The organism is Cellulomonas sp. McL0606, from assembly GCF_058248365.1.
In genome coordinates, this window is sequence record NZ_CM177779.1 from 3,695,583 (window position 1) to 3,715,306 (window position 19,724).

The 19,724-nt window shown below is 72.5% G+C and carries 19 protein-coding genes and 2 pseudogenes; 12 read left to right on the forward strand and 9 right to left on the reverse strand.

The window, feature by feature from the left end:
• The first annotated feature begins 97 nt into the window (after nt 1-97).
• Nucleotides 98-1,682: pseudogene (locus AC38ZX_RS18825) on the forward strand (bifunctional 3'-5' exonuclease/DNA polymerase).
• Between the two features lie 3 nt (nt 1,683-1,685).
• On the opposite strand, the gene AC38ZX_RS18830 reads toward AC38ZX_RS18825, so the two are convergent.
• Nucleotides 1,686-2,165 (reverse strand): hypothetical protein, encoded by a 480-nt coding sequence (locus tag AC38ZX_RS18830; protein ID WP_491295474.1) that lies wholly within the window; start codon nt 2,163-2,165, stop codon nt 1,686-1,688.
• A gap of 89 nt (nt 2,166-2,254) precedes the next feature.
• On the opposite strand from AC38ZX_RS18830, the gene AC38ZX_RS18835 reads away from it, so the two are divergent.
• Both AC38ZX_RS18835 and AC38ZX_RS18840 read left to right on the forward strand, forming a co-directional pair.
• Nucleotides 2,255-3,232 carry an alpha/beta hydrolase gene (locus AC38ZX_RS18835; protein WP_426593311.1) on the forward strand — a complete coding sequence of 326 codons (978 nt, stop codon included), beginning with the start codon at nt 2,255-2,257 and terminating at the stop codon, nt 3,230-3,232.
• Nucleotides 3,233-3,380: 148 nt separating this feature from the next.
• Entirely contained in the window at nt 3,381-4,565 is a 1,185-nt protein-coding gene (locus AC38ZX_RS18840) for a hypothetical protein (RefSeq protein WP_491295475.1), read from the forward strand.
• Between the two features lie 13 nt (nt 4,566-4,578).
• On the opposite strand, the gene AC38ZX_RS18845 is transcribed toward AC38ZX_RS18840, so the two are convergent.
• The 7 genes from AC38ZX_RS18845 to AC38ZX_RS18875 form a co-directional block, all read right to left on the reverse strand.
• Nucleotides 4,579-5,835, reverse strand: a complete 1,257-nt coding sequence (locus tag AC38ZX_RS18845) for a serine hydrolase domain-containing protein (RefSeq protein ID WP_491295476.1) — start codon at nt 5,833-5,835, stop codon at nt 4,579-4,581.
• 387 nt (nt 5,836-6,222) lie between these two features.
• Nucleotides 6,223-8,805, reverse strand: a complete 2,583-nt coding sequence (locus AC38ZX_RS18850) for an ATP-dependent Clp protease ATP-binding subunit (RefSeq protein WP_491295477.1) — start codon at nt 8,803-8,805, stop codon at nt 6,223-6,225.
• A gap of 165 nt (nt 8,806-8,970) precedes the next feature.
• A complete protein-coding gene (locus AC38ZX_RS18855; protein WP_491295478.1) occupies nt 8,971-9,345 on the reverse strand; it encodes a hypothetical protein in 375 nt (124 codons plus the stop codon).
• A 20-nt stretch (nt 9,346-9,365) separates the two neighbouring features.
• Nucleotides 9,366-9,548 carry a hypothetical protein gene (locus AC38ZX_RS18860; RefSeq protein WP_491295479.1) on the reverse strand — a complete coding sequence of 61 codons (183 nt, stop codon included), beginning with the start codon at nt 9,546-9,548 and terminating at the stop codon, nt 9,366-9,368.
• The gene (locus tag AC38ZX_RS18865) at nt 9,545-10,084 is read right to left on the reverse strand and encodes a J domain-containing protein (RefSeq protein WP_491295480.1); all 540 of its coding nucleotides are present in this window, start codon (nt 10,082-10,084) and stop codon (nt 9,545-9,547) included. Before AC38ZX_RS18865 ends, AC38ZX_RS18860 begins: the two co-directional genes overlap by 4 nt.
• Complete coding sequence (locus AC38ZX_RS18870) at nt 10,081-10,215, reverse strand: hypothetical protein (protein ID WP_491295481.1); 135 nt, start codon at nt 10,213-10,215, stop codon at nt 10,081-10,083. The genes AC38ZX_RS18865 and AC38ZX_RS18870 overlap by 4 nt, the downstream gene beginning before the upstream one ends.
• Entirely contained in the window at nt 10,196-10,891 is a 696-nt protein-coding gene (locus AC38ZX_RS18875) for a hypothetical protein (RefSeq protein WP_491295482.1), read from the reverse strand. The genes AC38ZX_RS18870 and AC38ZX_RS18875 overlap by 20 nt, the downstream gene beginning before the upstream one ends.
• Before the next feature lie 246 nt (nt 10,892-11,137).
• Between AC38ZX_RS18875 and allB the strand changes: the two are divergent.
• Nucleotides 11,138-12,471 (forward strand): annotated as a pseudogene (gene allB, locus AC38ZX_RS18880) (allantoinase AllB).
• Between the two features lie 4 nt (nt 12,472-12,475).
• Here allB and AC38ZX_RS18885 read toward each other — a convergent pair.
• A complete protein-coding gene (locus tag AC38ZX_RS18885; RefSeq protein WP_426596008.1) occupies nt 12,476-13,117 on the reverse strand; it encodes a YoaK family protein in 642 nt (213 codons plus the stop codon).
• Nucleotides 13,118-13,182: 65 nt separating this feature from the next.
• Between AC38ZX_RS18885 and AC38ZX_RS18890 the strand changes: the two genes are divergently transcribed.
• Genes AC38ZX_RS18890 through AC38ZX_RS18925 form a run of 8 tightly spaced genes read left to right on the forward strand, consistent with a single transcriptional unit; the run spans nt 13,183 to nt 19,471 of the window.
• Nucleotides 13,183-14,244 carry an acetamidase/formamidase family protein gene (locus AC38ZX_RS18890; protein ID WP_491295483.1) on the forward strand — a complete coding sequence of 354 codons (1,062 nt, stop codon included), beginning with the start codon at nt 13,183-13,185 and terminating at the stop codon, nt 14,242-14,244.
• Nucleotides 14,241-15,623 carry an AtzH-like domain-containing protein gene (locus AC38ZX_RS18895; RefSeq protein ID WP_491295484.1) on the forward strand — a complete coding sequence of 461 codons (1,383 nt, stop codon included), beginning with the start codon at nt 14,241-14,243 and terminating at the stop codon, nt 15,621-15,623. Before AC38ZX_RS18890 ends, AC38ZX_RS18895 begins: the two co-directional genes overlap by 4 nt.
• Entirely contained in the window at nt 15,620-15,790 is a 171-nt protein-coding gene (locus AC38ZX_RS18900) for a hypothetical protein (protein WP_491295485.1), read from the forward strand. Before AC38ZX_RS18895 ends, AC38ZX_RS18900 begins: the two co-directional genes overlap by 4 nt.
• Nucleotides 15,787-16,998: a pyridoxal-phosphate-dependent aminotransferase family protein gene (locus tag AC38ZX_RS18905; protein ID WP_491295486.1), complete on the forward strand. Its 1,212-nt coding sequence runs from the start codon at nt 15,787-15,789 to the stop codon at nt 16,996-16,998. The genes AC38ZX_RS18900 and AC38ZX_RS18905 overlap by 4 nt, the downstream gene beginning before the upstream one ends.
• On the forward strand, nt 16,998-18,248 hold the full coding sequence (locus AC38ZX_RS18910; RefSeq protein ID WP_491295487.1) for an allantoate amidohydrolase: 1,251 nt from the start codon (nt 16,998-17,000) through the stop codon (nt 18,246-18,248). Before AC38ZX_RS18905 ends, AC38ZX_RS18910 begins: the two co-directional genes overlap by 1 nt.
• A gap of 12 nt (nt 18,249-18,260) precedes the next feature.
• Nucleotides 18,261-18,650 carry an HAD hydrolase family protein gene (locus AC38ZX_RS18915; protein ID WP_491295488.1) on the forward strand — a complete coding sequence of 130 codons (390 nt, stop codon included), beginning with the start codon at nt 18,261-18,263 and terminating at the stop codon, nt 18,648-18,650.
• A complete protein-coding gene (locus AC38ZX_RS18920) occupies nt 18,565-19,080 on the forward strand; it encodes an HAD hydrolase family protein (protein WP_491295489.1) in 516 nt (171 codons plus the stop codon). Before AC38ZX_RS18915 ends, AC38ZX_RS18920 begins: the two co-directional genes overlap by 86 nt.
• A gap of 52 nt (nt 19,081-19,132) precedes the next feature.
• Nucleotides 19,133-19,471, forward strand: a complete 339-nt coding sequence (locus AC38ZX_RS18925; RefSeq protein WP_491295490.1) for a PadR family transcriptional regulator — start codon at nt 19,133-19,135, stop codon at nt 19,469-19,471.
• The last annotated feature ends 253 nt before the right edge of the window (nt 19,472-19,724 follow it).

Genomic DNA, 19,724 nt, shown 5'->3' on the forward strand with positions numbered 1-19,724 from the left:
TCCTGAGCGTGTGGGCGTCGGCGGCGACAATGGCGCCGTGACCCTGCTGCTCCTGCTCGACGACGACGCCAACCCCGACGTCGTCGTCCTCCAGGAGCTGACGGACGAGGGCGTCGTCGTCGCCAGCAGCACCGTGCCCGTCGCGGACCTCGCCCGGACCGTCCGGGCTCGCGAGGCCGACAAGCCGCGCTGGGTCTGGGACGACACCTCCCGGCGCTACCCGCCGCTGCTGGACTCCGGCGTCCGCGTCGAGCGGTGCCACGACCTGCGGCTGTGCCACGCGATCCTGCGCCGGAGCGTGTACGCGCGGGACTCCGAGCTCGCGCGGTCCGGCCGGAGCGCGTGGGACGGACCGCGACCCGGCGCACCCCGGCCGGTCGAGGTCAGCCTGTTCGACGAGGAACGCCCGGAGGCGCTCGACTCCGCCGACGAGCTGCGACGCCAGCTGGCCGCGGTCAGGACGTCCGACGAGCCCGGACGGTTGCGGCTCCTGCTCGCCGCGGAGTCCACCGGGGCGCTCGTCGCCGCGGAGATGAACCACGTCGGCGTGCCGTGGTCCGTCGAGGCCCACGACCGGATCCTGACCGAGCTGCTCGGACCCCGGCCCGCGCACGGCCGGCCGGCCAAGCTCGAGGCGCTGGCCGACGACGTCCGTGCGGCACTCGCGCAGCCGAACCTCAACCTCGACTCCCAGCAGGACCTGCTGCGCGGGCTGCGCGCCGCGGGATACGACGTGGAGTCGACCAGCCGGTGGGAGATCAAGGAGATCGACCTGCCCGCCACCGAGCCCCTGCTCGCGTACAAGAAGCTTCGCGCGGCTGCTCAGCGCCAACGGCTGGACGTGGATGGACACGTGGATCCACGACGGCCGGTTCCGACCCGACTACGTGCCCGGCGGCGTGGTGACCGGGCGGTGGGCCACCAGCGGGGGTGGCGCGCTGCAGCTGCCGGCCAGCATCCGGGGTGCGGTGCGTGCCGACGAGGGCTGGAAGCTGGTCGTCGCCGACGCCGCGCAGCTCGAGCCGCGCGTGCTGGCCGCGATGTCCGGGGACTCGGCGATGGCCGCGGCGGGCCGGTCGGCAGACCTCTACCAGGGCGTGGTCGACGCGGGGATCGTCGAGACCCGCGCGCAGGCCAAGGTGGCGATGCTGGGCGCGATCTACGGCGCGACCACCGGTCCGAGCGCCGTGCTCATGCCCCGCCTCACGCAGGGGTTCCCCCGCGCGGTCGCACTGGTCGAGGCCGCCGCGCGCGCGGGCGAACGCGGTGACGTCGTCTCGACATGGCTGGGCCGCACCTCCCCCGCGCCGGACGCCGCGTGGCAGGACGCGCTCGCCGCGGCGTCGGCCGAGGGCGCCGGGGCCGACGACGTGCGCGCCGCGCGCCGCCGCGGTCGCGACTGGGGACGGTTCACGCGCAACTTCGTGGTCCAGGGCACCGCCGCCGAGTGGGCCCTGTGCTGGATGGCGTCGCTGCGGCGCAGGTTGCGGGACCACGAGGCACACCTGGTGTTCTTCCTGCACGACGAGGTCATGGTGCACGCCCCGGCCGGCGAGGCCGACGCCGCCGCGGACGCGATCCGGGACGCCGCGCTCGAGGCCGGGCACCTGCTGTTCGGCAACACCCCGGTGGACTTCGCGCTCAACGTCGCGGTCGTCGAGAGCTACGACCAGGCCAAGTGACCGTCAGTGCAGCACGATCTTCAGCAGGATCACGACGATCCCGAAGCCGAAGGCGATCGCCGCCTCGCCGATCAGGGGCCAGCGCCGCGCGCCGGCCCGGTAGGCGGCGTACGCCCCGACCGAGCCGAGCATGACGAACGTGAACCACAACGCCGTCCACGCCGCCGCCGCCAGGTCCAGCCCGAACAGGCGCGCGAGCGCGAACACGACCATCGGCGGGACACTGCCCACGAGGACGCCCGTGTTGTTGCGCAGCGCGTGCGCCAGACGCCAGCCGGTGGAGTGCTCGTGGTCGTGGAACCGACCCCCGACCGCGTCCACGTAGACGTGCGCGAGCCAGTACGTGATGTTCACCAGCCCGGTCGCGAACAGGACCGACCGACTGTCCTCGGCGTGCGCGCTCGAGACCGCGAGGATCGACCCGGACACGAGCGCGCCGTAGAGGAACTCGTCGATCTGCCGTTCGCGCACGATCCTCCGCACCGCGCGATGGAGGGGTGGATGGTGGGTGGCCTCGTCCGTCACCGTGCCAGTTTGGACCACGACGGTCCTGCGGGTGCGACGATCACCCCATGAAGCGTGCTGGAGCGGCCGCACTCGCCGTCGTGGCGGTCGTCGCCGTGCTCCTGCGGGCCAGCCCCCGCCCGACGGCGCTCTACTACCGGCGGCGCTTCGACCGGAACGGCCAGCGCCGCTCGCTCGTCGCTGCCGGCTACGTGCCGGACGACGTGACCACCGTCCGCGACGTCTCCTACCGCCCGGGCGACCGTGACGCCTTGCTCGACGTGCACCGCCCCGCGGGGGACCGGGCCGTCGGGCCGACGATCGTCTGGGTGCACGGCGGCGCGTGGCTGTCCGGCCACAAGGACCACATCGCCAACTTCCTGCGCGTCCTCGCGGCCGGTGGCTGCACGGTGGTGGGTGTCGGCTACTCGATCGCCCCGGAGGCCCGCTACCCGACGCCAGTACGGCAGCTGCTGGACGCCCTCGGCTACCTGACGGCGCACGCCGACGAGCTCGGCCTCGACCCGTCCCGGCTGATCCTGGCGGGTGACTCGGCCGGTGCACAGATCGCCGCGCAGGTGGCGGGCATGGTCACCAACCCCGGGTACGCCGACGAGATGCAGATGTCGCCCACGGTCGAACCCGCACAGCTCGTCGGCACCGTCCTGTTCTGCGGTGCCTTCGACCTGTCCCTGATCCGCGCGCTGCGCGGCCGTACGCGGTGGTTCGTCGACTCGATCCTCTGGGCGTTCACCGGCACCTCGCACTACCTCGACGACCCTCGGTTCGCAGGCCTGTCCGTGGCCGGGCACGTCACTGCCGACTTCCCGCCGACCTTCCTGTCCTGCGGCGCCGACGACCCGATGATGGCCCACCAGTACGTCATGGCCGACGCTCTCGAGACGGCGGGCGTGCGGCACGAGACCTTCGTGGCACCCGGGGCCGGCCACGAGTACCAGTTCGACCTGCAGACCCCGGCCGCCCAGGAGGCGATGGCCAAGGTCCACACGTTCGTGGCCACGCTGTCGCCCACCCGCGCGGCCTGACGCCCCGGCCACCCGCCGAGCACGCGGGTCGGGCGAGGCGTCCAGATCGCGTGGGCCACCGAGTCGATCGCGCTGCTGAGCCGCTAGGTATCTGGACGCGCGTACTGCACTCCTGTCTGAGACGCTCAACTCGGACGAGAGGCCTTCCATGCTCCTGGCGCAGCGCACTGTGGCGTTCGACCCGGCCACGCACGGGTTCGCCTTCCCCAACGCGTTCGTCAACGTCGCCCTGACGCTGCCCACGGGCGCGCAGATCACGACGGCGGGCCGCTGCGGCGGCATGGCCTACGCGGCGCTCGACTACTTCCTGCCAGGCCAGCCGGTCCCCCGGTGGCGGTCCGACCTCTACGCCCCCAGCCGCGTGCCGCCCGACAGCAACTGGCTCGCGCAGTACTTCACGTCCCGCCTCTACGACTCGTTCCTGACCGGGTCCGCCGCCAAGTTCGTCACGTGGTCTCTGCACTCCGACGACCCCACCTGGGTGTTCAAGGGCGTGACTCGGTGGACCAAGGAGGAGGAGCTGCCCCGCGTGATGGCCTCGATCGACCACGGTCGTCCCGTGGTGCTCGGGCTCGTCGTCGCCCGGAGCCTGGGCGCGATCGGCGACAACCACCAGGTCGTGGCGTACGGGTACGAGCGGTCGGAGGACGGGACCGTCGTCGTCACCATCTACGACAACAACACCCCCGGCCGGCCGGTGACGCTGACGTCGCTCGTCGACCAGCACGACTGGACCGCTTCGAACGGACGCACCTGGCGCGGCTTCTTCGTGCAGGACTACACGCCGAAGTCCCCGCGCCTCCTCGCCCACGACCCCGCCGACCCCCACGCCGCCGTGTCCGCCGGCGACACGCTCACGCTCTCGCACGTGTGGACCGGCCTGACCCTGCACTCGCACGACCTGCCCTACACGCACCCCGGCTCCGACCGACTCCAGCAGGTGACGGGCTTCGGGGGTTCCGACGACAACAACCGCTGGCTGCTGGTGGGGACCGCCGCTGGCTCGGCGCTCGCGCACGGGTCCGTCGTCCGGCTCCGGCACGTGCGCACCGGCCGCTGGTTGCACAGCCAGGCCGGCATACCGTCGCCCATCTCACGCCAGCAGGAGGTCAGCGCGATCGACGACGACTCCCGGGACACCTGGCGCGTCGAGCTCGAGCAGCCCGGTCCGTGGCTCGCCGGTTCGCGCGTCCGGCTCGTGCACGTCCCGTCTGGCACGTTCCTGCACTCGCACAAGGGCTCGGACCCGGTGCTCACCGCCGGCCAGCAGGAGGTCACCACCATCCCCGGTCGCGACCCCGACGGCTGGTGGACGGTCCTCGAGCTCGCCTGACCGCACCCCGGGCTCAGGCCGCGACGCCCGCGATCGGCGGCAGAGTCGGCGGTCCGAACGACGCGTTCCAGCTCAGCGTCACCGTGACCGCGTCGCCGTCGACCGTCGCGGTCGCGGTCAGGCAGAACGGGGACTCGACGAACCGGAACGTGAGCACGTACGTGTCCGGTGTCGGCCACGCGCCGCTGACCAGGACGTCCTCCGGCTCGCGCCGGCGGAACGACCCGCGCAGGAGCGTCGGCGAACCGCGTCCCACGGTCGCGGTCCCGGCCACCGGATCGACCCTACCGACGACGCCCTCGATCCGCTGGTCGCCCACGGCGACGGTCAGCCGGTCGTGGTCGGCGCCCACCTCGAGCACCGCGCTGCGCAGCCCGCCCGGGTTCGGTGGGAAGGTGATCGTCCGGCCGCTCAGCCGCGACCCGGTCGGTGAGGTCGGCTCGCCCGTCGGCGGGTCGAGGCGCATCGCGGCGATCGCGGCGTCGAGGTCACCGTGCGCCGTGGGAGGCAACGGCTCGTCGGCGAGCCCGGGCAGCAACCGGTCCCAGAGGACCTGCAGGTACTCGTGCATCTCCTGGCGACCCGACGTCATGGCGACCACGACGTCCTGCTCCGGCAGGCCGACGATGTACTGCCCGAACGCCCCGTCGCCGCGCCAGCTGTTGGCCGGCCGGCACCGCCAGAACTGGTAGCCGTAGCCCTGCGCCCAGTCGTTCTCGGGGTCGTCGCCGTTGGGCACGTGCAGACGGGTCGCCTCCGCAGCCCAACCGTCGGGGAGCAGCTGCCGACCCTCCCAGACGCCGTCCTGCAGGTACAGCAGACCGATCGCCGCGATGTCCTCCGTCGTCGCGGACAGGCCGAACCCGCCCGTGTCGACCCCCGTCGGCGACTGCTCCCAGGTGACGTCCTCGATGCCGAGGGGCTCGAACAGGCGCGTCCGCAGGTACTCGAGCAGCCGCTGGCCCGTGACCTGCTGCACCAGCGCCGAGAGCACGTACGTCGCCGCGCTGTTGTAGACGAAGTGCGTGCCGGGTTCGTGCTCGACCGGCTGGCGCAGGAACTCGCCGACCCAGTCCCCGCCCGTCGGGAAGACCGCGAGCGACGGGTCCGTGTCGTGGCCCGTCGTCATGGTCAGCAGGTGGCGCACGCGCATCCTGCGCAGGTGGTCACCGGGATTCTCCGGAGCCCGGTCCCCCAGGAGGTCCAGGACCAGGTCGTCGACGTCGAAGAGCCCGTCGGCGACCGCGAACCCCACGGCCGTCGCCGTCACGCTCTTGCTGAGCGAGAGAGCTCGTGCAACCGGTCAGAGGCGAACGGCGCCGCCCAGCCCTCCGCGATCACGTGCCCGTGCCGCAGCACCATGATCGAGTGGAGTCGGGCAGCGCGGTGAGGGTCCTGACCACGTCGGCCAACGCCGCCGGATCCACCCCCTGCTCCTCGGGGCTGCTTCGCGGAAGACGTCGGCGTCCAGGCATACCGCCACCCTGCCACGCCGAGCGACGCGCGACCCGAGCGGAGCCGTCGAGCGGTCGAGAAGGCAGTGATGAACGCCGAACCGGACCGTGACGTCGATGACTGCCTTCTCGACGGGAGTCGGAGGCAAGGCACGACGACGCCCCGCTCCCTCGAGGGGAACGGGGCGCCACCGAGCTGAGCGTCAGAGGGCGGGCAGCGTGCCCGTGCCCCCGTCGCCGATGGCCGAGATGGGCGGGGCCGCGGGCAGGTCGGTGCCCGAACCGGCCGTACCCACCGAGGCGCCGACCTTGACCGGCTCGTCGACGATCGCACCGCGAGGGACGCCGCGGAAGATGAACTCCCCCAGCAGACCCTCGCCCTCCGCGTCCACGATCACCAGCTGACCGGCCTTGAGCTCACCGAACAGGATCTTCTCGGACAGGGCGTCCTCGATCTCCCGCTGGATCGCGCGGCGCAGCGGACGCGCACCGAGAACCGGGTCGTAGCCCTTCTCCGAGAGCAGCTGCTTGGCGGCAGGCGTGATCTCGATGTCCATGTCCTTGTCCCGCAGGCGCTTGGCCAGCTTGGCGATCATCAGGTCGACGATCGCGAAGATCTCCGGCTGCGACAGCTGCGGGAACACGACCACGTCGTCGACGCGGTTGAGGAACTCAGGCCGGAAGTGCTGCTTGAGCTCGTCATTGACCTTCGACTTCATGCGCTCGTACGACGTCGACAGGTCGCCGCCGGCCTGGAAGCCGGTGAGGAGGCCCTTGGCGATGTCCCGGGTGCCGAGGTTGGTGGTCATGATGATGACGGTGTTCTTGAAGTCGACCACGCGGCCCTGCGAGTCGGTCAGGCGACCGTCCTCGAGGATCTGCAGGAGCGAGTTGAAGATGTCCGCGTGTGCCTTCTCGACCTCGTCGAAGAGGACCACGGAGAACGGCTTGCGCCGCACCTTCTCGGTCAGCTGACCACCCTCGTCGTACCCGACGTAGCCGGGAGGCGAGCCGAACAGCCGCGAGACCGTGTGCTTCTCCGAGAACTCCGACATGTCGAGCTGGATGAGCGCGTCCTCGTCGCCGAACAGGAACTCCGCGAGCGCCTTGGCCAGCTCCGTCTTACCGACACCGGTCGGGCCGGCGAAGATGAACGAGCCGCCGGGACGCTTCGGGTCCTTGAGGCCCGCACGCGTACGGCGGATGGCCTGCGCGAGCGCCTTGATGGCGGCGTCCTGGCCGACGACCCGCTTGTGCAGGTTCTCCTCCATGTGGAGCAGGCGGCTGGACTCCTCCTCGGTGAGCTTGAACACCGGGATGCCCGTGGCGTTCGCCAGCACCTCGGCGATGAGATCCTCGTCCACCTCCGCGACCGCGTCGAGGTCGCCGGACTTCCAGGCCTTCTCCTTCTCCACGCGCTTGAGACCGAGCTGCTTCTCGGCGTCGCGGAGACGGGCTGCCTTCTCGAAGTCCTGCTCGTCGATGGCCGACTCCTTGTCGCGACGCGTCTCGGCGATCTGCTCGTCGAGCTCGCGCAGCTCCGGTGGAGCCGTCATGCGGCGGATGCGCAGGCGGGCGCCGGCCTCGTCGACCAGGTCGATCGCCTTGTCCGGCAGGTAGCGGTCGTTGACGTACCGGTCCGCCAGCGTGGCGGCGGCGACCAGCGCGGCGTCCGTGATGGACACGCGGTGGTGCGCCTCGTACCGGTCACGCAGGCCCTTGAGGATCTCGATCGCGTGCGCCAGGTTCGGCTCGGCCACCTGGATCGGCTGGAAGCGACGCTCCAGGGCCGGGTCCTTCTCGACGTACTTGCGGTACTCGTCGAGGGTCGTGGCCCCGATGGTCTGCAGCTCGCCGCGCGCCAGCATCGGCTTGAGGATGCTCGCGGCGTCGATCGCGCCCTCGGCGGCACCCGCACCCACGAGGGTGTGGATCTCGTCGATGAACAGGATGATGTCGCCGCGGGTGCGGATCTCCTTGAGGACCTTCTTCAGGCGCTCCTCGAAGTCACCGCGGTAGCGGGAGCCGGCGACGAGCGCGCCGAGGTCCAGCGTGTAGAGCTGCTTGTCCTTGAGCGTCTCGGGAACGTCGCCGCGCACGATGTCCTGCGCGAGACCCTCGACGACGGCGGTCTTGCCGACGCCGGGCTCCCCGATGAGGACCGGGTTGTTCTTGGTGCGGCGGGACAGCACCTGCATGACCCGCTCGATCTCCTTCTCGCGCCCGATGACCGGGTCGAGCTTGCCGTCGCGCGCAGCCTGCGTGAGGTTGCGGCCGAACTGGTCGAGGACGGCGCTGCCCGAGGGCTGACCCTCCTGCGGACCGCCGGCGGCGACGGGCTCCTTGCCCTGGTAACCGGAGACGAGCTGGATGACCTGCTGGCGCACACGGTTGAGGTCGGCGCCGAGCTTGTCGAGGACCTGGGCGGCGACGCCCTCGCCCTCGCGGATCAGGCCGAGCAGGATGTGCTCGGTGCCGATGTAGTTGTGGCCCAGCTGCAGCGCCTCGCGCAGCGACAGCTCGAGCACCTTCTTGGCGCGCGGCGTGAACGGGATGTGGCCCGACGGAGCCTGCTGGCCCTCGCCGATGATCTCCTGCACCTGCGCGCGCACGGCCTCCAGCGAGATGCCGAGCGACTCCAGCGCCTTGGCGGCGACACCCTCACCCTCGTGGATCAGTCCCAGGAGGATGTGTTCCGTGCCGATGTAGTTGTGGTTGAGCATCCGTGCCTCTTCTTGGGCAAGGACGACCACGCGACGGGCTCGGTCCGTGAATCTCTCGAACATGTGCACTCCTCACGAGCTGCGTGCCCACCGATCCCCGGGCTGGCGCACCGGGGTTCTACGAGCGGCGTTGTTCGATGCTAACGGCGAGGTAGGCCCGTCACTGCCCGTGTTCGCCAGAGGCGTGACAGCGGCGGCGCTCAGGGCGGCCCACAGTCGGCGACCGCGTCAGGAATCGGGGTCTTTGTCCCGGTCTGGAACTCGGACGCTGCGGGCGGCCCACGACGACGACGTATCGGCGATGTCCAGCCCTACGGACCGCAGGACGTCGACCCAGGCCTGCGGCGCGGCCTCGGGGGCGGTCCCCAGGAGGGCGCCGTCCTCGTCGGAACGCAGCGCCCAGACCGGCTCCGACGCCGTGGTCGCCTGCCAGAACCGGGTCTGCGCCGCGAGCTCGCGGGTGCGCAGGAGCGCGTTCCACCGGGTGGCGAGCGCGTGCCGCTCCGTCGCGGTGCGGACCGCCAGCTCCCTGCGTCGGTTGCGCGCGAGACGCCACTCGGCGGAGGACGCCAGGACGAGTCCGAACGCCCAGACCCCGAGCACGACGAGCGTGTGCGGGCCACTCAGGCGGTGCAGGGGAGCTCCACGGCGGCGACCAGGTAGATCGTGATGCCACTCCACAGGAATGCGTGCTCGAACCATCGGAGCAACGGCGGGCGGCCCGGGTGGGAGAGACGCAACACCTTGCGGGCGAAGCCGATCCAGAAGACGAACGCGAGCATGGCGGCGTCAGCGCCGGGGCTCACGAGGTGGGGGCCGTCGAAACGCGCCACCCAGCCGATCTCGAGGACGCCCACCGCCACCAGGACCCAGATCCGGCGGGTGAACCCGCTTGCCGGCGCGGGGAGGGCAGCGCGTCCAGCTCGTCCTGGAGCCTGGGCAGCGCACGGAACGGCGAGGCGAACGGATCGATGCGGCCGGGGGGAACGACCGGGGGCCGCGGCGCGTCGGATCGTTGCGTGGGGACGTCGACGACGGGTTCCGGCATGTCCGACGGCGCGTCGTCCGGCAGACGCGACGACGGTCGCGGGGGCGCGGGCGCGTCGAAGCCGACGTCCTGGCCCCATGCGTCGCCCGCGTCGGGATCGAGCCCGGCGTCGTAGGCCGCGCGGCGACTGGCCGAGCCGAGCACCCACCAGGCGGCGGAGACCGCGGCGAACTCGGCCGGCGAACCGCCGGTGTCGGGATGGGTCTCGCGGGCTCGTCGGCGGTAGGCCGCCTGGATCGTCCGGCGCGACGCGTCGGGGTCGACGCCGAGAACCTCGTAGTGCGTCACCGTCACAGGTCCGGGAGCGTGCCGAGCCTGCTGCTCGGAAGTCCGGGGCGGGGCGTCAGCCCGTAGGTCACCTGCTCGACGAGCCAGTCGGCGCGCGCGAGCGCCCGGACGTGCTCGTCAACCGTGCTGCCGGGCACGGGCGCGAGCTTCCCGTGTTGCGCGGATCACGAGCGCCGTCCGTTCGTCGCGACGGAGCACGACGATCTTCTGGCTCCTGGGCATCCGGTCGGATCCCGCGACCTGGACGAGCTGGCCGAGCCAGTCGACGGGGACGGGAACCGTGCGGAGTGCGCCGTCGCGGACGGCGGCCGGCAGGAACGGCCACGCGCGTGCCGCCGCGGCGTGCGCCGGCGCCGCGGCCGGCGCGGCAGGATCGCGGCCAAGCCCGGACGCCGCCGGCGACGGATCCTTCGGAGAACCCGCCACCCCGGCCGGCACCCACCCGATCCGGCGCTGCGGGGTGCCGTCGCTCTCGTGGACGCTCAGGTCCACGTGACGCCACGGCCCTGCCCCGCTCAGCGAGTGCTCGCCCACCACGACGGTCCGCTCGGCGGTGGCGACATACACCCGGTCCCGGTGCGCCCTCCAGGCGCGCAGCACCTGCAGCAGCTCGGGCCCGACCTGCTGCACGTCGCCGTCGGCGACCGCCTGCTCCGCGACGACCGGCGTGGAGTGCCGCGCCTCCTGCTGGGTCCGGGCGGGCAGGTCGCTCCAGTGGAACACCCCCGCCGTGAATCCGATGGTCTGCGTGCTCCGCGACGACCGCGGGACCACCGCCACCTCGTGCGCGCGACGGATGAGTTCGTCGGCCATCCGATCCCCCCTACGCCAGCGACGCGCACACGGTAGCGCCGCCGGCCCCGGACCGGGACCGCTTTCAGCCGGTCGGGCGCACGATCACCCAGGTCGCCACGGTGACGTCGGCAGACTGGTTGGACAGCCGGTGCGGCGTGCCGCACGCCGGACCTGCGGACAGGGTCGGGAAATGCGACCGAAACACGTGGTGAGGCACTGTGGCCGTAGCCTGGCGCGAGCCGGTACACAACCGCGGGAGGACCGATGCCTGATCTCGTCGTGCGCGCGCAGCGTGTGTGGCTGGACGGGGTGCTGCGACCGGCTCAGGTGCAGGTCAGCGGCGGTGTGGTGACCGCGGTCCTGCCCTTCGACCCGCCCGCCGACGGTGTGCTGACGCTGCCCGACGACGAGGTGCTCCTGCCCGGCCTGGTCGACTCGCACGTGCACGTCAACGAGCCCGGGCGCACCGCCTGGGAGGGGTTCGCGTCGGCCACCCGCGCGGCGGCCGCGGGCGGCGTCACGACGATCGTCGACATGCCGCTGAACTCGATCCCGCCGACCACGACGGTCGAGGCGCTGGCAGCGAAAGAGGCCGCGGCGGAGGGCAAGCCACGGTCGACGTGGCGTTCTGGGGCGGCGCGGTGCCGTCGAACCTCGGATCGCTCAAGGCGCTGCACGACGCCGGCGTGCGCGGGTTCAAGTCGTTCCTGGCGCCGTCGGGGGTCGACGAGTTCGAGTACCTGCCGGCCACGCTGCTGGAACCGGCGCTCGCCGAGATCGCGTCGATCGGCAGCGTCCTGATCGTGCACGCCGAGGACCCCGCGCACCTGCACGAGGCGCACGGCCGGTCCTACGACGACTTCCTGGCGTCCCGGCCGCCGGTCTCCGAGCGGGAGGCGATCGCGCACGTCATCGACGCCATGCGCACGACCGGTGCGCGGGCCCACATCCTGCACGTGTCCGCGGCCGACTCCCTCGACCTGGTGCGGGCGGCACGCGCCGAGGGTCTGCCGCTGACCGTCGAGACCTGCCCGCACTACCTCACGCTGCGGTCCGAGGACGTCCCGGCCGGCGCCACCGAGTTCAAGTGCTGCCCACCCATCCGAGACGGCGCCAACCAGGACCTGCTCTGGGACGCGGTGCTGGACGGGACGTTCGACGCCATCGTGTCCGACCACTCGCCGGCCACCGTCGACGTCAAGAGCGTCGGCGGCGGTGACTTCGGCCTGTCCTGGGGCGGGATCGCGGGTCTGCAGCTGGGGTTCACGGTGGTGTGGACGCAGGCTCGTCGGCGCGGGATCCCGCTCGAGGCGATCATGCCGCTGTTCACCACCGGTCCCGCACGGGTGGCGGGGATCGCCGCCGGGGTCATCGAGGTGGGCGCGCCCGCACACCTCGTGGCGTTCGCGCCCGACGACGAGCGCGTGGTGGACGTGCGCACCCTCGAGCACAAGAACCCGGTGTCGCCCTACGACGGCGCGTCGGTGGTCGGGCTCGCGCGGACAGTCTGGCTGCACGGTGCACCGATCGTGACGGACGGCGCCGTGAGCACGCCGGGTACCGGGCGGACGATCCTGCCCGAGCCGGTCCGTGCGTAGCGGGTCAGGCCTCGCGGTGCCGGTGCCCCAAGCCCGCGGTCGCCAGCGCCAGCGCGCCGGCCACGAGCATCCCGACGCCGACGCCGCGTCCACCGCCCGCCTTGAGCAGCAACGCGCCGACGGCCGCGCCGACCAGGATCAGGCCGACGGCGAGCGATCGGCGCGCCCAGCCGTCGCCCGTGCCGCCGGCCAGCCGCGAGTCTGCGGCCAGACCGGTGAGCGTCGAGGTCACGACCACCGTCGTCACGTCCTTGACGGCGAGCCGCCGCGCGGTCGCCGCCTGAAGCCCCATCGCGACGGCGAGCAGGCCGGTGACCACGAGCGCCCACACCTCGCCCTTCTTGGGCGGCTCGACGATCGCGGCGACACCCAGGCCCGCGGCCAGCACGCCGGTGGCCATGAACGTCATGCTCGTGCGGTGCGACCAGCCCGCGGGTGCCGACCGCAGCACCCGGCCGCCCAGTGCCGCGCCGCCGAGGAAGGCCGCGAGCGCGATCGCCGGGCCCAGGATCGGCAGGTCGTCGCCCCCCACCAGCGCCATGCCGAGGATGACCACGTTGCCGGTCATGTTCGCCGTGAACACGCGGTCCAGACCCAGGTAGCCGACGGCGTCGACGATGCCCGTGGTGAACGTCAGAGCCAGCATCAGCACAAGGTGGCGGCGCGCGTCGTCCCATGTCTTCACGGCGTCATGGTGGGGGTGCGAGGCCGATGAGTGCAACGTTGCAGCCCGGCGCGGCCTCGGGCACCTACCTGCCGTCGTCGCCCCGGACCGTCCTGTGGGGACGTCTCCCCTGCGCGACCGACGAGCCCGTGCTCCGCGTCGCGGACGGGTCGACCGTGACCATCGACACCGTCAGCCACGAGGGGCTGCTGGCCGACCAGGGCAGCGACCCGCTGGCGTACTTCACCGGCCACGGGGTCGCCCCGCAGGACGTGCTGACGGACGCGATCGAGATCGTCGCGACGATGAACCGCGACCCTTCCGACGGCCCGCACATCGTCACCGGCCCGATCTTCGTCGAGGGCGCGCAACCCGGCGACCTGCTCGCGATCACGGTCCTGGAGACGACGCCGCGCGTGCCGTACGGCGTGATCTCCAACCGGCACGGCCGCGGTGCGCTGGCGGGCGAGCTGCCGCGGGGTGACGACGAGGTCAGCGTGTTCACGCCGGTCGTCGACGGTTACGGGCGACTCCCCGTGGTCGAGGGCGGCGCGCGGTCGATCGCGTTTCCGCTCGCGCCCTTCCTCGGGATCATGGGGGTCGCGGTCGCGGGCTCGCAGCGGCCGCACTCGGTCCCGCCCGGCCCGCACGGCGGCAACATCGACATCAACCTGCTGCAGGTCGGGTCCACGCTCTACCTGCCCGTCCAGGTGCCCGGCGCGCTGGCGTACGTGGGCGACCCGCACTTCGCGCAGGGCGACGGGGAGGTCGCGCTCACGGCGCTGGAGGCGTCGCTGCGGGTCACGCTCCGGTTCGACGTGGTGCCGGCCATCGTCGCCAAGAAGGACTTCGGGGAGCTCGACGGCCCGCTCGTGCAGACCGCCGAGTACCTCGTGCCGACGGGGATGCACGAGGACCTCGACGAGGCGGTACGCCGCTGCGTGCGCGCCGCGATCGCGCTGCTGCGGGCACGATGGGGCATGGACGAGCACCTGGCGTACGCCTACCTGTCCGCGGCGACGGACTTCGACATCTCGCAGGTGGTCGACCTGGTGTGCGGGGTGCACGCCCGGATCCGCCTGGCCGACTTCGACAGGGTGCAGCGATGAGTCTCCCGCCCGACCTGCAGGTGGCCTTCGACGCCTACGAGCGCGCCATCCTCGCCGACGACCTGGCGGTCCTGGACGACTCGTTCGCGCCGGGCCCGTCGACCCTGCGCGGGGACCACGCCGGCCTGCTCGTGGGGCACGACGCGATCCGCGCGTTCCGCAGCGGCCGGGGCGGGGTCGCGCCGCGCACCCTGGACCGCATCGAGTCGCGCCGGCTCGCCGACGACTGCTGGCTGATCGTCGCCACGTCGCGCTACGTCGGCGGAGGGACCGGCCTGCAGACGCAGGTGTGGCAGCTGGCCGACGGCCGCTGGCGGATCACCGCCGCCCACGTCACCGGGCGGACCGCGAGCTTCGACAGGTCGGTCTGGCGCACGGTCGGCGACCCGCTCTACCAGGGTGCGTTCGAGGGTCCGCTGCTCGGCCTGCGCGTCGCGGTCAAGGACCTGTTCGCCATCAAGGGGTACCGGATCGGCGCCGGCAACCCGACCTGGCTGCACGACGCGGCGCGGGAGCGTCAGCACGCGCCCGTCGTGCTCGACCTCCTGCGCGGCGGGGCGTCCGTCCGCGGGCTCGCCCGCACCGACGAGCTGGCCTACTCGATCGCGGGCACCAACGCGCACTACGGCACCCCGGTCAACGGTGCGGTCCCCGGGGCGCTCCCGGGCGGTTCGTCGAGCGGGCCGGCCACGGCCGTGGCCACCGGGCAGGCTGACGTCGGGCTGGCCAGCGACACCGCCGGCTCCATCCGCGTCCCGGCCAGCTACCAGGGCCTGTGGGGGCTGCGCACGACGCACGGGCTGGTGCCGCGGCAGGGGATGGTCTCGCTGGCGCAGTCCTTCGACACGGTCGGCTGGCTGACGCGCGACGGCGCGACGCTCGAGACGGTCGCGTCCTGGTGCCTGGAGTCGGCGGTCGACGAGCCCGCGGACACCGCCGAGCATGACGAGCCGACGCTCCCCGACCTGCTGTGCGTGCCGCGCGAGGCGCTCGACGCCTCCGAACCGGCCACCCGCGCCGCCTTCGAGGCGTGGTGCGCCGGACGGACGGTGGAGTCGTCGACGTCGGCCCGCTCGCGGACTGGTACGAGGCCTTCCGGATCGTGCAGGCGGCCGAGGCGTGGCGCACGCACGGCCAGTGGGTCACGGACCACCCCGACGCGACCGGCCCGGACATCCGCGCGCGGTTCGCGATCGCCTCGACGGTCACGGCGGAGCAGGAGGCCGACGGTCGCGAACGGCTCGCGGTGTTCTCCATCCGCGTCCGCGGCCTCGTCGGCGATGCCGTCCTCGCCCTGCCCACCACCCCCGGTCCCGCGCCCGCCCGCAACGCTGACCGGCAGCAGCTCGACGACGTCCGCGTCGCCACCCTGCGCATGACCGCGCTGGCCGGCATCGGCGGGCTACCCGCACTCAGCATCCCGGCCCTGCGCGTCGAGAGCCCGCTCGGCCTCGCACCCGTCGGCGTCTGCCTCGTCGGACCCCGCGGCAGCGACCTGTCCCTGGTGCGCCACGCGCGCCGCCTCACGGTTGGAGAACTCGCATGAGCGTCCCGGTCAACCCGCCCCCACGGCTGCTCATGGGTCCCGGGCCCGTCAACGCCGACCCGCGCGTGCTGCGCGCCATGTCGACGCCGCTGGTCGGCCAGTACGACCCGGCCATGACGGGGTACATGACCGAGACGCAGGCGTTGTACCGGCAGGTCTTCGCGACGACGAACGAGGCCACGATGCTCGTCGACGGCACGTCGCGCGCGGGGATCGAGGCGGCGATCGTGTCGCTCGTGCGGCCCGGCCAGCGCGTCCTGGTCCCGGTGTTCGGCCGGTTCGGGCACCTGCTCGCCGAGATCGCCCTGCGCGCGCAGGCCGAGGTGCACACCATCGAGGTCGAGTGGGGGCAGGTGTTCACGCCGTCGGCCGTCGAGGAGGCGATCGTCCGCGTGAAGCCGCACCTCCTGGCGATCGTGCAGGGTGACACCTCGACCACGATGAACCAGCCGCTCGACGAGCTGGGCGTCCTGTGCGAGAAGCACGGCGTGCTGTTCTACACGGACGCAACGGCGTCGCTGGGTGGGAACGCCTTTGAGATGGACGCCTGGGGTCTGGACGCGGCGACGGCGGGCCTGCAGAAGTGCCTGAGCGGGCCCTCCGGCAGCGCGCCGATCAGCCTGTCGCCGAGAGCCGTGGACGTGATCCGCGGCCGCACCCGCATCGAGGCCGGGATCCGCGACGAGTCCGACGAGGACAGCGGCGAACCCGTGCACTCCAACTACTTCGACCTCGGCATGATCCTGGACTACTGGGGCCCGCGGCGGCTCAACCACCACACCGAGGCGACCACGATGCTCTACGGCGCGTACGAGTGCGCCCGCGTGATCCTCGAAGAGGGTCGCCAAGCGGTGATCGACCGGCACGAGCGCGCCGGCCGCGCGATGCTGGCCGGTGTACAGGGGCTCGGGCTGTCGGTCTTCGGGTCGCTGAGCCACAAGATGAACAACGTGGTCGCGGTGTTCATCCCGTCGGTGGTGGCGGGCGACGCCGTGCGCGCGGACATGCTCGACGACTTCGGCATCGAGATCGGCACGTCCTTCGGGCCGCTGCACGGGCGCGTCTGGCGGATCGGGACCATGGGGGCCAACGCGCGCCTGGACACCGTCCTGGTGACGCTCGCCGCGCTCGAGCAGGTGCTGCGCCGGCACGGTGCCTCCGTGCCTTCGGGCGGCGGCGTGGACGCGGCCTACGAGGCGTGGGGCTGATGGTCGTCTCGGATGCTGCTCGACGGATCATGGCCCGCTGCGACGAGCTCGCCCGGTACTCCTCGATGGAGGGCGGCATCGAGCGGGTCTACCTGTCCCCCGAGCACGCCCGGGTGAACCGCCTGGCCGCCCGCTGGATGCGCGAGGTGGGTCTGGACACGTGGCAGGACGAGGCCGGGAACCTCAACGGGCACCTGGCCGGACGCGACCCGGACGCCCCGTCGCTGCTGCTCGGTTCGCACCTCGACTCCGTCCGGGACGCCGGCCGGTACGACGGCATCCTCGGCGTGCTCATGGCGATCGAGGTGGTCCGCACCCTGCGCCCCCGGGCCTCGTCGTTGCGGTTCGGCCTCGACGTGGTGGCGTTCTGGGACGAGGAGGGTGCGCGGTTCGGCACCGCGCTGCTGGGCAGCTCGGCGATGGCGGGCCAGTGGGACCCGGCGTGGTGGGACCTGACCGACGAGCACGGCACCACGCTGAAGACTGCGTTCCGGGAGTTCGGTCTGGACCCGGGGCGGATCGGCGCCGCGGCCCGCCGCCCGGAGGATCTGGCCGGCTACCTCGAGGCGCACATCGAGCAGGGCCCGGACCTCGACCGCGCCAACGCCCCGCTCGGCGTCGTCACCTCGATCGCCAGCGCCCGCCGGTTCTCGGTCCAGATCCTCGGCGAGGCCCGGCACGCCGGCGGCACGCGGTACGAGGACCGGCACGACGCCCTCCTCGGCGCCTCGGAGGCGACCCTGGCGGTCGAGCGGCTGTGCCGGGCCGAGCATCACATCGTCGGCACCGTCGGCCGTCTGGAGACCTTCCCGGGAGCGGTCAACGTGGTGCCGGGCGAGGCCCGCCTGACCGTCGACCTGCGCGGCGAGCACGACGACGACCGCGACCGGGTCTGGGCGTCCATCACGCGCTCGATAGACGAGATCGCGGGCCGCCGGGGTCTGACGTGGTCGGCGCGCCAGATCCACGAGGCACCCGCGGTCTGGTGCGACGGGCTCCTGCAGGACGTCGTCCGCGCCGGCATCGAGGACGGGTGGTCGACAGGCGCCGGCGAGGCCCCGACCATGTTCAGCCGCGCCGGCCACGACGCCATGGCCATCGGGGCGATCACCGGCGTCGGCATGCTGTTCCTGCGCAACCCCGACGGGATCAGCCACCACCCCGACGAGTCGGTGTCGCTCGCCGACGTCGAGACCGGCCTGCGCGCCCTGACGGCGACCGTGGAGCACCTGGCCCGCGAGGGCGCCTGAGACAATCGAGCCGTGCCCCTCGTCCTGGACCCGCCCCTGTTCGACCACGTCCCCGACATCCGCCTCATCGCGGTCGACATGGACGGCACGCTGCTCGACGACGAGAAAGCGGTCCACGACGACTTCTGGCCACTGCTCGACGCGCTGTCGGACCGCGGGATCGTCCTGTGCCCGGCGAGCGGTCGGCAGTACGCCGCCCTCCGCGGGCAGATCGGCCGCCCCGAGTTCGTGTACGTCGCCGAGAATGGCGCGTACGTGGTGCGCGACGAGGTCGAGCTGCAGCTCGGAGACGCTCGACCTGGCGGAGGCGCGCGCGGTGATCCGGGCCCTGCGGTCGGCGGAGCGCCTCGACGTTGGCGCGGTCCTGTGCGGCAAGCGCTCGGCGTACACCGAACGCGCTGACGAGCGGTTCCTCGCCGAGATGCGCCCCTACTACGCGCGACTGGAGCAGGTGGACGACCTGCTCGTGGTCGAGGACGAGATCCTCAAGGTGGCCGTGCTCGACTTCGGGCTCGTCGACGAGGGCGCCGGTCCCCTGCTCGCCGGTTTCCCGGGTGCGGTCGTGTCGGGCAAGCACTGGGTCGACGTGATGAACCCGATCGCCGACAAGGGCCTGGCGCTGCGGCACGTGCAGGACGTCCTCGGCGTGACCCGCGGGCAGACGATGGCGTTCGGCGACTACTTCAACGACATCGGCCTCCTGGACGCGGCCCAGTGGTCGTTCGCGATGGACAACGCCCACCCGACGGTGCGGGAGCACGCGCGGTTCGTCGCGCCGGCCAACACGGCCAACGGCGTGGTCCGCACCATCCGCTCCGTGCTCGGCATCTGACAACCCTTTCGGGGCATTGTGCCCGAAATGCTACCTATATAGAGTTTTGTCCATGACACGTCGCCCGTCCGCCCAGACCGTGGCCGTGCTGCGGGCGTTCGCCGTCGATCCGTCGACCTGGCGCTACGGCTACGAGCTCGGGGTCGAGGTCGGCCTCAAGGCCGGGTCGCTGTACACGATCCTGATCCGGCTGTGCGACCGGGGCCAGCTCGAGGCGACGTGGGAGACCGGCGCCCCGCCCGGTCGCCCTCCCCGCCACCTCTACCGGTTGTTGCCTGCCGGGCTGCGCCTGTGCGCTGAGCTCGGCGATCCCCGCGTCGAACGACCGCAGGTCGCCCGGGCGACGACCGCGGCGCCTCGGGCGCTGCGACCGTTGGGCGGCCAGTCATGAGCACCCGAGGGGTCGACGGCGCGAGCCTGGCGATCGACGTCCTTCGCCTGGTCCTTCCGGCGCGCCGGAAGGAGTGGGGTGAGGCTGCTCGGTCGAGCTGGCGGCTCTGACCACCCCGACCGAGCGGAGGAGATTCGCCCTCAGCTGCTTGCGCATGATGGTCGCGGACCGCGCCACGCTGCGGAACGTCTGTGCAGCCGTGCTGGTCACGGCACTGCTGCTCGCGGCCGCCGTCTCGACCGCCGACATCTCG